We start from the raw sequence: 12,342 nt of genomic DNA, 5'->3' as shown, positions 1-12,342 counted from the left end.
AACATCAGAGGCACCCTAGCCCGGCACGCCGAATCCCGTAAATCGTCTCCTCACATGCTTCACATGCCATGTACGTCACACGGTGACCGGCGAGCAGGAAGCCGCAGGTCAGAGGATTACGCCATCGACGCTGTAGGCCGAGAACGCCCGTTTGGCCTGACCGACCGACACGCCCCAAGTGTGCACCTCCATGCGGTCGGCGTGCGGTCCCCACAGGCTCTGCACAGCGGACACATAGGACGAACTCAGGCCCTTGTACGGCGGGTTGATCCAGTCGGCGAACCGGGCGTACTCCGGGAGCTGCGCGCGGCTCGGCTTGCCGAGCACCGCCGTACGGACGTCCGGCTGCAGCGAGTGCACGCTGCGGACGGCGGCGACGCCGAAGCTCTGGATGACGAGCCCGTCCATCACATGTGCCGCGTCCAGCCACCCGGACGACCGCAGCTGGGCGAGGATCTGCTTCTCGATGCCCGGGTACTTCTCCGGATTCTTGATCTCCAGCAGAAGGCGCTGGTCATTGCGGTCCACCCGGTTCAGGTACGAGGCGAGGGTCGGCACCCGCTCCCCCCTGAACTTCCTGCCGAACCAGCTCCCGGCGTCCAGCCTGGCGATCTCGGCCGCGGTGAAGTCGCCCACCCGCCACGGCGACCGGTCGGGGTAGACCTTCTCCACATTGGTGGTGCGCTTGAGCGTGGCATCGTGGATGACGACCAGCCTGCCGTCCTTGGTGCGCTGCACGTCGTTCTCGACCCACTCGACGCCGCGCCGGTCGGCCTCGTCGACCGCGGCCAGGGTGTTCTCGGGGGCGTACTTGGCGGCGCCCCGGTGGGCGATGACCGTGGGGCCGTCGAGCGGCAGGCCCTTCTGGGCGGAGGCCAGGCGGACCGGGGCCGGCGGGGCGGCGACCCCACCACCGCCCGGGGCGCCCGTGTCAGCGGCGAGCACCGCCGCGAAAAGAAGGACGAGACCGGCTGCGGCGCTGCGGACGGCGCTTCGGAGCATGGGACCTCCTGGACGCTGGCGGCGGGCCTCGCGTGCCGACCGGAGTGACCACCCACCCCTGCCAGGTACCGGAGCCCATGACAACTCCCACCACAATTGCACCAGTTTATCCGTTTTCCTATTCGTGTGCGCCAGGCGGGCTAAGCCGACCCGGTGCAATCAGGACACGGACGGCACCGACGAGGGAGGAATACGAGGGGTAATTAACTGGCCATGGATTTGTCGTGCCGGCCCCCACCACGTCACACGAGAGTGCGCAACTCCGCGAGCACATCGGCGTCCGTGCCGTCCAGCGCCGCCAGCGACAGCCGCCACTGCTCGTCCGACTCCGCTCCGCGCCCGAGGGCGCGCAGCACGTGCCCGTACTCGTACCGCGCCTTGCCGGCGGTGTACGCGTCGCCGCGCAGCTCGGCCAGGTCCAGCAGCGTCTCGCACTCCCGCGCGGCCCGCTCCGCCCGCGCCAGCGTGCGCAGCGCGCGGATCAGCCCGAGGCGCGTCTCGGAGACCGTGTGCCAGTCGGTGGAGTCCTCCAGCGAGCGCAGCGCGTCCTCGAACTGACCGACCGCGGCCTCCGGTTCACCGAGCGTGAGATAGGCGCAGCCGATGTTGCAGCGCGCCGTCTGCTGCAACCGTGCGCTGTCCAGCCGGACGCCCGCCTCCAGGCTGCGCCGGTGATACTCGATGGCCTTGCGCGCGTCGGTCAGCTCGTACAGATTGCCCAGGTGGCTCAGGCAGACCGCCACCGCGTGGTCGTCGCCCAGCCGGTGCGCGTACGCGAGCGCCTCCTCCTGCGCCGCCGCCGACTCCTCGGGCCGCCCCAGTACGTACAGGAGCAGCCCCCGGTTGCTGAGCACGCGCTGCAGCCACTCGTCGTCACCCAGCTTCCGCCACCGGGCGATCGCATCGTCGATCAGTACGAGCGCCTTCTCGTAGCGCCCCGACATGTAATACGCGCTGGCCAGGTCGCTCATCGCCACCATCTCGGCGTTCGCGTCCCCCGACTCGCGGGCCCCGGAGCGCGCCAGGTCGCTCAGATTGGCCAATTCCTGTGTGCGGCCGCGGCGTTGAAGATAGGGCGCGAGCATCCGTACGAGCGTCACCGCCGCGTCCCTGCCGTACTCGGTACGGACGTGCCGCGCCACCAGGCCGCTCATGACGGCGAGTTCCCGGTCGCCCCAGCGGAACGCCTCCTCCGCGTCCGCGAACGGCGCCGCCGCCTCCTTCGGCTCGCCCGCCAGCCGCAGCGCCTGGAAGGGCGACGACGGCAGCAGGACCCGGACGGACTGCGCGGCCCGGGCGGCGAACCACTCCACGCCGCGCCGCTCCGCCGCCTCCCGCTCCGCCGCGTCCTCGTGCTGCGCCGCCAGCTCCCGCGCGAAGTCCCTTACCAGGTCGTGCGGCGCGTACCGGCCGAACGCCACCTCCTCCAGCAGCGCCACGTCCACCAGCCGGTCCAGCGCGGCACAGGTCCGCCGGGCATCGGCGTCCATCAGCCGGGCCGTCAGCGCGGTCTCGTACTCGGGCAGGTCCAGCGCGCCCATCCGGCGCAGCGCCAGCGCCGCGTCCCGGTCGGCCGGGCGCTCGGACGCCACCAGCGCGTCGTACGCGACGGCCAGCGAGCGCCGCACGCTCAGGTCGTCGTACTCCAGGTGGTCCAGCCGCCCGTCCTGTCCGTCCAGCAGCTCCACCAGCGCCTCCACGGTCAGCGCGCGGCGGGCCGCGAGCCGCGCCGCGACCACCCGCAGCGCCAGCGGGAGCTGCCCGCACAGCTCCGCCAGCCGCCGGGCCGCCGGGCTGCCCGCCGGCACCCGGCCGTGCCCCGACACCCGGCTGATCAGGTCCACGCTGTCCCGCTCGGCGAGCCGGGCCAGCGGCAGGTGCAGCGCGCCGTCCAGCGCGGCCAGCGGCGACCGGCTCGTGACCAGCACCGCGCAGCCGGGGCCCGCCGGGAGCAGCGGCCGCACCTGGGCCGCGCCGGCGGCGTCGTCGAGGACGAGGAGGGTACGGGCCCCGGCGAGCGTCGAGCGGAGCAGCGCCGAGGCGGCGTGCACCTCGTCGGGCACCCGCCCGCTCGGCACGCCGAGGTCGCGGAGCAGCACCTCCAGCGCCTGGAGCGCGCTCATGGGCGCGACGCCGGGGTTGGCGCCGTGCAGATTGAGGAAGAGCTGTCCGTCCGGGTACTGCTCGCGCAGCCCGTGGGCGACGTGCACGGCCAGCGCGCTCTTCCCGACGCCCGCCATGCCGCTGAGCACGGCGATCGCGGCCCGGCCGCCATGCGGCGCCAACGCCTCGTACAGCGCGGCCACCTGCTCGTCGCGGCCCAGAAAGGGGGCGGGCGGGGGCGGGAGTTGGGCGGGGCGATGGGCGGGTTTCGATTCCACGGGGCTGACGGGATCCCCTTCCTCGACGGCGTCCCCGTCCGCGTCCCCCTCGGTGGGGTCCGGGTCCACCCGCAGCACCTCCGGGAGCGCCTCGTCCTCCCGCAGCACCTCCTGGAGCGCTTCCTGGACCGCCGCGCCCGGCTCGACGCCCAGCTCGTCCACCAGCCGCCGGCGCAGCGCCTGGAAGACGGCGAGCGCCTCCGCCTGCCGGCCCGTCCTGCGCAGCACCAGCATCAACTGCCGGTGGAAACCCTCCCGAAGCGGATGTTCGGTGGCCAGCCGGCACAACTCGGGGGCCAGCCCGCCGTGCCGCCCCAGCCGCAGCTCGGCGTCGTACCGCCACTCCAGCAACTGAAGACGTTCCTCTTCGAGTTGCTGTACGAACGGCTGGACGGCCAGCGCCTCGGACACCTCGGCCGGCAGTCCGTCCAGCGGACGGCCGCGCCACAGTGCGGACGCCGTCGCGGCCTCCCCGAGCACCGCGGCCCAGTCAGCGCGTACGTACGCCTCCCTGGCACGCCGTACGGCAGCGGTGAATTCGGTACTGTCCAGCTCCCCCGCGCCGACCCGCAGCAGATAGCCCGGGGCCACCGAGCTGAGCCGGCCGTCGCCGTCCGCCCCGAGGGTCCGGCGCAGCCGTGTGACGTGGTTGTAGAGCGAGGCGTTGGCCGAGGCAGGCGCGTGCTCGCCCCAGAGCGCTTCCTTGAGGACGTCGACCGGTACGACGCGGTTCGCCCGCAACAGCAGGGCGGCCAGCAGCGCCTGACCCTTCGCGCTCTTGAGGGGCCGGGCCCCGCCCGCCCCGTCGTGCACCGTCAGCGGGCCCAACAGGCCGAACCGCATGTTGCTCCTCCGTACCGGCCGACCCGTTGGCCACATGGTTGGCCACATGTTAGTCAGCCGTTGGACCCGTCCGATGAGATCGTCACATCGGATCCGGCCCGTCGGTGCGCCGGCGCGCACACCGTCCGTCGGGGGAGCGCAACCGCCGAGCCGGATCCGCAGTCACACACCGCCGTCGGCCGGCCAGGGGCCCGGAGGTTTGGGTGGCCGCCGAAGAGTGACAGTCTCTGGGGGACCGGTCAGGGACGACAGGGAGCCACGCTTGGAGAGCGACCAGACCGACGAGGCCGTACGGCAGCAGGCCGTCGCCCTCGTGCAGCGCATCCTGGACGGCGCGTACGACGGCGAGGCCGGGCTCTATGCCCACCTGGACTGGCTGGAGCAGGCCCTGCAGTGCCGTTACGTCAGCGACTTGATCTTCTGGCCCGACGTACCGCCCACCGCCCAGGAGGTCGTGCGGCAGGCGCTCGCCTTCGGCCCGGCCATCCCACGGCCCCGCGACTGCCCGCCGGACCGTACGAACGCCGCTCGCTGAGGGCCGCCCTCACGACGGGTGGACCGCCCTCACAGCGGGTGCGAGGCGGCCACCGGCCGGGGCGCGACGGGCACCCTGCCCCGGCGCACCATCGAGGGCGGCACGACGGCGGGCAGCCGCCCGCCGGACGGGCCACCGGCGCGGCCCGGGCCCACCGGACCGGGGCCCGGACCGCCGGGCCCCTGGCCGGTGCCGCGCACCGTGTCGTCGTGCGGCCACAGGGCGGCGGGCCGCCGGACGGTGCCCGCCCGCCATTCGGCCAGCAGCCGGTCGTAGATCGGGGTCGGCTCCATCGCGGGGCGCGGCACGACTCCCGGGCGCTGTCTGTCGAGAAAGAGCTCCACGCCGGGGTTCAACTCGGACCGATGGCCCCGGGTTGCGGCCCGCACTCGTACCGGGTACGGAATACGCCTGCACCGGGGACGGCATGAAGATACGTTCCCTCAGCCGTACGAACGCGCCTCTGCCGGGAGGCGGGACGGTGCCGGAGGGTGAGGACGGCACCGCCCCGCGAAGGCCCACGCATCACGGTCAGTGACACGTTCCGCCACACCCAGTGCAACGCCGTCACGGGCCGGGAGGTAATGACTCCGGGCCCGGCGCCACCCGGCCGTGCGCGCGGTGCCACCCGGCCGCGCACTCCGGGGCGGCCGGCCGCCTCCGACCGCGCCCGCACGGGCCACTCGTATGCCCGTCCGCGCCGCCACGAATGGCCGCAGCCCCGCCGTCTTCGCTGCTCAGGCCGAAACGGCAGGTCAGACAATGCGACCGCAACCGGCTGCTCCTGACGGCGCGTTGCCGATGAATTGCGCGCGGCGACCGGCCTTTGCACCGTGACGGTATCTCGGCGTTTCCCCGACGCACCGCTCGGCGGTACCGCTCGACGGCACTGCCGCGCCGACCACTGCCACTCCTACCGGTCACCCGAAAGGACCACCATGCGCATGCTCCGGAAGCCCGGACTCATCGTCACCTCCGCCGCCTGCGGCGCCCTCGTCCTCGGCACGGCCGGCCCGGCCGCCTCGTCCACCGCCGAGCGGAACGCCGCTCCTCCCGACGCGGCCGTCCTGGCGCCCGCCCCCGACGCCCCCCAGAACGGCAACGAGAACGGCGGCCTGCTGGGCGCCCTCAGCGACGTGCTCCACGTGGTCGGCGACGCGCTGAAGAAGGACGACACCCCCTCCACGGCGAACACCAAGACCGAGGCCCAGGCCATCGCCGCGGAACTCGCCAAGCTGCAGGGCCGCGACGCGCGGCCGGCTCCGGGCTACGACCAGTACGGACAGTACGGGCAGTACGACCAGTACGGGCTCACCGGTACGGACGCGTCCTCCGACGTGTACGCCCAGGCCGATCCGTACGCCGGTGCCAACCCGTATGCGGGGCCCGCCCCGTACGCGCCCGCCAACCCGACCGACGCGGATGCCGCCGGGAGCCCGGAGCAGACCGGCACCCGGGCGGCGGCCGCCGGGCCACGGGACCGCGCCATCGGCGACCTCCACGCGAAGATCGAGGCGCTGGTCCAGGCCCTCGGCGCCCGCGACCGGGCCGATGTGGTGACCGCCGCCCAGCAGACCCTCATCGCCGCCGGCGACCTGGCCAAGACCATCGCCAAGAGCCCGCAGCAGCAGCCGTCCGCGCAGACTCCGGCCGAGCAGACCCCGGACGTGGATTACTGACGGCCGCCTCCCCGTCCGGCTCCGCCGGTATAACTCCTTCGGCCCACACCCGGCATAACCCGCGGCCGGGGCGGGCGGTTGTACGTGGACGTGGACATGAAGGACGACGACGAGCACGCGGACCCGCAGCCTCCGCGCGTGCCACGGCCCGGCCGCTGGGTACGGGAGGAGCCGACGCCGATCTACGACCGGCTGCTGGCCGAGTGGCACGCGCGTGGCCCGTTCCCGCCCCGCCGCGAACTCCCCGACGATGCCGAGCCGCAGGCCGGCCCGCGCGTCCCGCCACTTCGGCCGCCGCGCGCACCCGACCCGCCGCGCCGCCCACCCCGCCAGCGGCCGTACGAACTCTGAGCCGTACGCGAGGCCCGCCCCGGCCCGCCGCCCACCCGCGGCGACCGGGGCCACAGCCGTGCCCGCAGCTCGGGACCTCGGCCCTCCCGCCTGGGACCTGGGGACTCGGGCCTGAGAGGCCTCGGGGCAGCAAGAAGCCCGGGCCGCCCCCGCGGAGGGTACGGCCCGGGCTCTCGTCACGCTCAGCTGTTGCCGGCGCCGTTCGCGGACAGGATCGGGATGTCGTCGAGCAGGTGCGACAGCGCCTCGTCACCCTTGTTCTGGGTGGAGTTCTCGGTGCACTGCTGGTTCTGCGGCGAGGAGAGGACGTTGATGTCCTGGACCGTGATCGGGATGAGGCCGATGAGCGAACCGATGTTCGCCTTGGCCGGCAGGCCGATGCAGGGCTTGTTGAGCGAGCCCTGGATCAGACCGATCTGCGGGCTCATGTTGCCGTGGGTGGTGGAGTTGCCGAACGACTGCGACGCACCGTTGCCGCTGATGGCGGTGGCACCTTCGTCGTCACCCACAGCCATCGCCTGCGGAGCGGCGGCGGCCGAGGCACCGACGATGGACGCTGCGACTGCGGCCGAGGCCATGAACTTCTTGATCACGATTCACCCTTCTTGTTACTGAATGCCCGCATCCGGAGCGCTCTGCCCAACTCTTTTCAGCGGGTTTGGTTTTGCACTTTCACCCATATGGTTCTTCGCCCGGGCGTTCAATTCACCGCGACGGCACAGCCGTACGGTGGAATACGCGGCGCACCGGGCGCGTATTCGACCCACGGAATCCCGCAGGTAATCCCGCGAAAGCGGACCGACCGCCGGCTTCGGCCGTTCGACGGTAAATTCGGCGGTGCGCCGAATAACGGGCCGGAGCAAGGTATGTTGATCGAGCGGCCGATCAGCGGGGGCGATTCCGATCCCCTTCACCTGGAACCGTCCTCGCGGTCGCGGGCCCGGACGGGCCGTACGCCGTCCCGCTGCACGGCGGCTGATCCTTGCGCCGGATCGGCCGCCCAGCGGCGTTACTTCCCGAGTGGCAGACCGGCCAGCGGAAGGTGCCCCGCGATGCCGGTAACGCCGTCCACCAGACCCTCGACGTCGCCGTCGCCCAGCGCGTGCGTCGTGCGGTGCGCGTTGTCCACCAGCGGGTCGACCTCGGCCCGGCCCGCGTTGGCGAGCGCGTCGTTCAGCCCGGCGTTCAGGCTCATGCTCGGGGAGGTCGAGGGGGCGGGAGCGGCGAGCGCGGGGGACGCGGCCCCCAGCGCCACCACCGAGCCGGCGAGGATCGCCGCGGTCTTCGCGAGCTTCATCTTCAGCGTTCCTTTCCGCAGCGGCGAGGGCGACGAGGACGCCCTGCGCGTCGCGCAGGCAGTGTGGCGTGCCGTACGTTCCGCCGCTGTCGTCATGCGTAACGACCCGGTCCGCACACGGAAACTGCGGGCCCGCTCCTTTTTCCGCTGCCACCCGAACGACGGGAATTCCGGCGGCTCTCACAGCGTTCCCGTTCGCCCGCTTCCCGGATTCCCGCACATCCATCCATAAGGAAATCTGAATTTCTCCCGTCAGCGCCTGGACGGGCGCGCCCGGCGGTACAGGATCGCCCCGCCGAGCACCAGCGCGGCGCCGGTTCCGGCCGCGATGCCGAGCTGCTGGGTACCGGTGTGGGCCAACTGCGTCACAGGGGACCCCGGATCGCTCGCCTCGCCGGCGCGCGGGTCCGCCGGTCCTGCCGGCCGCGGGGCGTCGGGCGCCACGTGCTGCGGTACGGAGTCATCGGCGTGCTCCTGCTCGTGCTCCTCCTCGTTCGACGACCCGGCGCAGTTGTTGCCGAAGACGGGGTTCAGCAGGCCGACGATGTCCGCGGAGTTGCCACAGGCGTTCACCGGGACGTCGACGGGGGCCTTGGCGTCGTTGCCGGAACCCACGCCCGGCGAGTTCTGTGCCGAGCCGGCCGCGCCCGCGCCCTCTCCTGCGCCCTCCCCGGCCTCCTGCCCGTCGTCCTGCCCGCTGCCCTCGGCGGAGCGCTCCTGCTGCCCGCCCTGCTGCTGGTGGCCGGCGCCGCCCCCGTCACTGGCACAGCCGTTGCCGAAGGACGGGTTGAGCGCCCCGACGACGTCCGCGCTGTTCCCGCAGATGTTCGCGGGGATCTCCACGGGTGCTTGGACGTTGTTCCCGGAGAGCACTCCCGGGGAGTTCGCGCTCTCACCGCTCGCTCCCGCGTCCGCGAACGCGGTGCCTCCGGTCACCCCGAGCACACCCGTGGTGGCCGCGGCGGCGAGGAGACCCTTTGCCAGGACCTGTCGCATTGGTCTTCCTGTCTTCGCTTGCCGTCGCGTAAGGGCTGCTGCCCGTACGCCCGTAACTACAAGGCGGCCCCGGGGCGCATGGCATGCGTCCCGAGGCCGTCCGGGTCGAACTCGCAACTGCGTACGTCGCGGACGTCAGTCGTTGACGCAGGTGTTGCCGAAGGCGGGGTTCAGCAGGCCGATGATGTCGATCGTGTTGCCGCAGACGTTCACCGGAACGTGAACCGGAACCTGCAGAACATTGCCGGAGATCACACCCGGAGAGTTGTTGGCGGCACCGCTGGCACCCGAGTCGGCGAACGCCGGCGCGGCGGACCCCGCTGCCATCAGCGTTCCAGCGGCGACCGCGGCGACCTTCGTGTACTTCACTTTCAGCCCTTTCTGCAGCGGAGTTCGTAACGGTCACGACCTTCGTGCCGCACGAGCGCTATCCCGATCGCCCGTAACAACGCTGCCGTGTCTGGTAACGAGCACCCGGGGGAATCGAAACCCCACTACTGGAACTTTCCTCAGAACACCCTCTAATGACCCAACGACTCGGCCCGACGTAATGCTTGTAGGAATTTCCGCTCGTCGCCTCGCCGGTACGTAATGGGACCTGACTTTCTCTCCGGCAGCAGCCTTTAGGGAACGCGGCAGCCTTTTCAGGCACGCGAAAAGGCCCGGACCGCCCAGGAGGAGAGGGGGGCGGTCCGGGCCTTCGCGGCCGGTGAGGATCAGCCGTTGCCGGTGCCGTTCGCCGACAGGATCGGAACCCCGTCCACGATGTGCGACAGGGGCTCGTCGCCCTTGTTCTGGCTGGAGTTGTCGGTGCACTGCTGGTTCTGCGGGTTCGCCAGCACGTTGATGTCCTGGACCGTGATCGGGATGAGACCGATGAGCGAACCGATGTTGGCCTTGAGCGGCAGACCGACGCAGGGCTTGTTCAGCGTGCCCTGGACCAGGCCGAGCTGCGTGCTCATGTTGCCGGCCGTCGTCTGGTTACCGAACGACGACGAAGAACCGTTGCCGCTCAGGGAAGTGGCACCGCCGTCGTCACCGAGCGCCAGCGCCTGGGGGGCCGCTGCCGCCGACATGCCCACAATGGACGCCGCCACGGCACCCGTGGCAAGAACCTTCTTGAACACGATTCACCCTTCTCAATACGGAATGCCCGTAGTCGGAGCGAACTGGTCAACGTAATCCGGGGAGTTTGGTTGCGTCCTGTCACTCGAATGAACGCGGAACGGCGCGGCAGCCTGACGCCCCGAAGGGCATCAGGCTGCCGCGCCGTGCGAAAGCAATCACCGGACCATGCCGGGCACTTCCGTCAGTGGTTGACGCAGTCGTTGCCGAAGACCGGGTTGAGCGCGCCGATCACCGTGACGGTGTTGCCGCAGGCGTTCACGGGGACGTGCACCGGAGCCTGGACGAGATTTCCGGACCCGACACCCGGGGAGTTCTCGGCGGCGCCGAACGCGCCCGCGCCGGAGGTGGCGGACGCCATACCGGAAGCACCGAGGACCGCGGCCCCGGCCACGGCGGAGAGCAGGGCGGTCTTGGCAACGCGCGACATAGCAGTACCTCTTCACTGAACAGCGGACAGTAACGTCGGCTTCGGTTTCCGTCGCCCAGTTGGGCTAACAGACCGATCAACGCATCAACAGCCCGACGGGTGCGGCCCCGCCCGGGTGAACCACTGGTCAGGTGTGCGGATTTGGTGTACGGATCGCAACACGCCGAAACCGGCTTGTGCGGCCGGTACGCAGTCCGGCGTTCAATACCCGCCAGAATTCAAAACGCAGCCGGTCGCTCCTGCACATTCAGCGCATTGAGCCGATCGAAGGTTTATCGGCGGCTGCCCGTAGCCGATGGACCGGATCTGCGTTCAGCACGATGCGGCGCCCGCCCGGAGCCGCGGTAACCATCCCTGGAGGGACTCCCCATGAAGACTGCCCACAAGGCCGCTATGGTTCTGGCCGCTGCCGGCCTCGCTGCGGGTGCCGCTTCCGGTTCCGCGATGGCCGACAGCGGTGCCAGCGGCGCTGCGACCAATTCGCCCGGCGTGATCTCCGGCAACGCCATTCAGGTTCCGGTCCACGTGCCCGTGAACGTCTGCGGCAACTCCATCAACATCATCGGTCTGCTGAACCCCGCCTTCGGCAACACCTGCGTCAACGACTGACGTTCGCGCAGCAGCAGGCAGTAAGGCAGGAAGGGCCCCGCAGAAGCGGGGCCCTTCCTCCTTTGTGCGCTGCCGGTCCCGTGGGGCCGGCAACCCCTTCCCGTCCGCTCACGAGCCCGTCAGAGGATCCCGAGGCCGAGGTCGATGTTGATCAGGTTGTGGTCGTGGTGGTGGTGCCAGCCCCAGCAGTCGTATCCCCAACCCCACCCACAGGGACCGGCCGCCGAGGCGGTCGTCGGTGCGGCGGTCGGCGTCTGGGCCGCCGAGGCCACTCCGGAGAGCGGGACGACCGCTGCTGCGGTGAGCGCGGCGGTGGCGGCGAAGCGTCCGATGAACTTGCGCATGGTTCTCTCCTTCTGCGCAGAAATGGGACACAAGAATGATTACAGTCACACCCCATTGGGCGCTCGCTCAGACTTGCGAATAACTCCACTGGCGCAATCCACGGAACCATCTGTCGCGGCAATTCCCCGACGCCCTTACGGTGCCCCATAACGCCACGACGCTTGACCATTCAATCGAATGGCTCAGCGCACCGAATAACGAATCCCGGGCACAGCCCGGCGAAGAAGACGGCGAGGGGTCGCCGCCGGGTACGTGAGTCGGCTCCGGCGGCGACCTTGCGCGAGAAGGCGTGGCTCCCCGTCCCCGTCTCCTGGCGCTTGTTTCGCCCGTCACCGGCCGCCGGAAGCGCGGGATGTTCCCGGCGGGACAAGTCCGGGAGGGCGGGGCCGGAAGAACCGCATGTCGCCGCAGACTCGGCGGATCTCCGGCCGTCTGTGGGCCCGGACGACGATCTCGGGGGCTCGGAGATCCCTGCACCCGCATGCACGGGTGGTCCTGCCCGCGACCCTACGACCCCCGCCCCCGCCCGCACACCCTCATTTCACGACACATCCCCCACCCCCGACCGGCCCCCGGGCCACGGCCGCGCCCCGGGCTCCAGCGGCGCTCCGCGCCCGACAACGGAAGAAGCCCCAGGTCACGGTGTGACCTGGGGCTTCCCCTCGCCGAGCCGCCTAAGGGAATCGAACCCTTGACCTACGCATTACGAGTGCGTCGCTCTGGCCGACTGAGCTAAGGCGGCGTGGTGC

At 71.1% G+C, this 12,342-nt stretch carries 14 protein-coding genes and 1 tRNA gene; 4 read left to right on the top strand and 11 right to left on the bottom strand.

What is annotated here, in order from left to right; translation table 11 throughout:
- Positions 1 to 108: 108 nt before the first annotated feature.
- Complete coding sequence (locus tag IF04_RS0121630) at positions 109 to 1,002, bottom strand: glycerophosphodiester phosphodiesterase (RefSeq protein ID WP_030260254.1); 894 nt, start codon at positions 1,000 to 1,002, stop codon at positions 109 to 111.
- 242 nt (positions 1,003 to 1,244) lie between these two features.
- Positions 1,245 to 4,226 carry an AfsR/SARP family transcriptional regulator gene (locus tag IF04_RS0121625; protein ID WP_030260252.1) on the bottom strand — a complete coding sequence of 994 codons (2,982 nt, stop codon included), beginning with the start codon at positions 4,224 to 4,226 and terminating at the stop codon, positions 1,245 to 1,247.
- 262 nt (positions 4,227 to 4,488) lie between these two features.
- Here IF04_RS0121625 and IF04_RS0121620 point away from each other — a divergent pair, with 262 nt between their 5' ends.
- Positions 4,489 to 4,761 (top strand): hypothetical protein, encoded by a 273-nt coding sequence (locus IF04_RS0121620; protein WP_051831424.1) that lies wholly within the window; start codon positions 4,489 to 4,491, stop codon positions 4,759 to 4,761.
- Between the two features lie 29 nt (positions 4,762 to 4,790).
- On the opposite strand, the gene IF04_RS38825 is transcribed toward IF04_RS0121620, so the two are convergent.
- On the bottom strand, positions 4,791 to 5,069 hold the full coding sequence (locus IF04_RS38825; protein ID WP_157847692.1) for a hypothetical protein: 279 nt from the start codon (positions 5,067 to 5,069) through the stop codon (positions 4,791 to 4,793).
- A gap of 630 nt (positions 5,070 to 5,699) precedes the next feature.
- On the opposite strand from IF04_RS38825, the gene IF04_RS0121610 reads away from it, so the two are divergent.
- Positions 5,700 to 6,440, top strand: a complete 741-nt coding sequence (locus IF04_RS0121610) for a hypothetical protein (RefSeq protein ID WP_030260241.1) — start codon at positions 5,700 to 5,702, stop codon at positions 6,438 to 6,440.
- 96 nt (positions 6,441 to 6,536) lie between these two features.
- The gene (locus tag IF04_RS0121605) at positions 6,537 to 6,791 is read left to right on the top strand and encodes a hypothetical protein (protein WP_030260238.1); all 255 of its coding nucleotides are present in this window, start codon (positions 6,537 to 6,539) and stop codon (positions 6,789 to 6,791) included.
- A 182-nt stretch (positions 6,792 to 6,973) separates the two neighbouring features.
- Here IF04_RS0121605 and IF04_RS0121600 read toward each other — a convergent pair whose 3' ends face one another.
- From IF04_RS0121600 to IF04_RS0121575, 6 genes are all read right to left on the bottom strand, one after another.
- Positions 6,974 to 7,384, bottom strand: a complete 411-nt coding sequence (locus IF04_RS0121600) for a rodlin (RefSeq protein ID WP_030260235.1) — start codon at positions 7,382 to 7,384, stop codon at positions 6,974 to 6,976.
- Between the two features lie 416 nt (positions 7,385 to 7,800).
- Positions 7,801 to 8,088, bottom strand: coding sequence for a hypothetical protein (locus tag IF04_RS0121595; protein ID WP_030260232.1), 288 nt, complete (start codon positions 8,086 to 8,088; stop codon positions 7,801 to 7,803).
- 252 nt (positions 8,089 to 8,340) lie between these two features.
- Positions 8,341 to 9,084 (bottom strand): chaplin, encoded by a 744-nt coding sequence (locus tag IF04_RS0121590; RefSeq protein WP_030260226.1) that lies wholly within the window; start codon positions 9,082 to 9,084, stop codon positions 8,341 to 8,343.
- A 135-nt stretch (positions 9,085 to 9,219) separates the two neighbouring features.
- Positions 9,220 to 9,453 carry a chaplin gene (locus IF04_RS0121585; RefSeq protein WP_030260223.1) on the bottom strand — a complete coding sequence of 78 codons (234 nt, stop codon included), beginning with the start codon at positions 9,451 to 9,453 and terminating at the stop codon, positions 9,220 to 9,222.
- A gap of 347 nt (positions 9,454 to 9,800) precedes the next feature.
- The gene (locus IF04_RS0121580) at positions 9,801 to 10,211 is read right to left on the bottom strand and encodes a rodlin (RefSeq protein WP_030260220.1); all 411 of its coding nucleotides are present in this window, start codon (positions 10,209 to 10,211) and stop codon (positions 9,801 to 9,803) included.
- A gap of 182 nt (positions 10,212 to 10,393) precedes the next feature.
- Positions 10,394 to 10,639, bottom strand: a complete 246-nt coding sequence (locus tag IF04_RS0121575) for a chaplin (RefSeq protein ID WP_030260216.1) — start codon at positions 10,637 to 10,639, stop codon at positions 10,394 to 10,396.
- A gap of 369 nt (positions 10,640 to 11,008) precedes the next feature.
- On the opposite strand from IF04_RS0121575, the gene IF04_RS0121570 reads away from it, so the two are divergent.
- Entirely contained in the window at positions 11,009 to 11,248 is a 240-nt protein-coding gene (locus IF04_RS0121570) for a chaplin (RefSeq protein WP_030260214.1), read from the top strand.
- 119 nt (positions 11,249 to 11,367) lie between these two features.
- On the opposite strand, the gene IF04_RS0121565 is transcribed toward IF04_RS0121570, so the two are convergent.
- Complete coding sequence (locus IF04_RS0121565; protein ID WP_030260210.1) at positions 11,368 to 11,592, bottom strand: hypothetical protein; 225 nt, start codon at positions 11,590 to 11,592, stop codon at positions 11,368 to 11,370.
- Between the two features lie 669 nt (positions 11,593 to 12,261).
- Positions 12,262 to 12,335, bottom strand: a tRNA-Thr gene (locus IF04_RS0121560).
- Positions 12,336 to 12,342: the final 7 nt, after the last annotated feature.

Source organism: Streptomyces violens (assembly GCF_000717745.1).
GTDB classification, from domain to species: Bacteria; Actinomycetota; Actinomycetes; order Streptomycetales; family Streptomycetaceae; genus Streptomyces; species Streptomyces violens.
The sequence above is the reverse complement of the archived record's forward strand: the minus strand, read 5'-3'. Positions and strand labels throughout refer to the sequence as shown.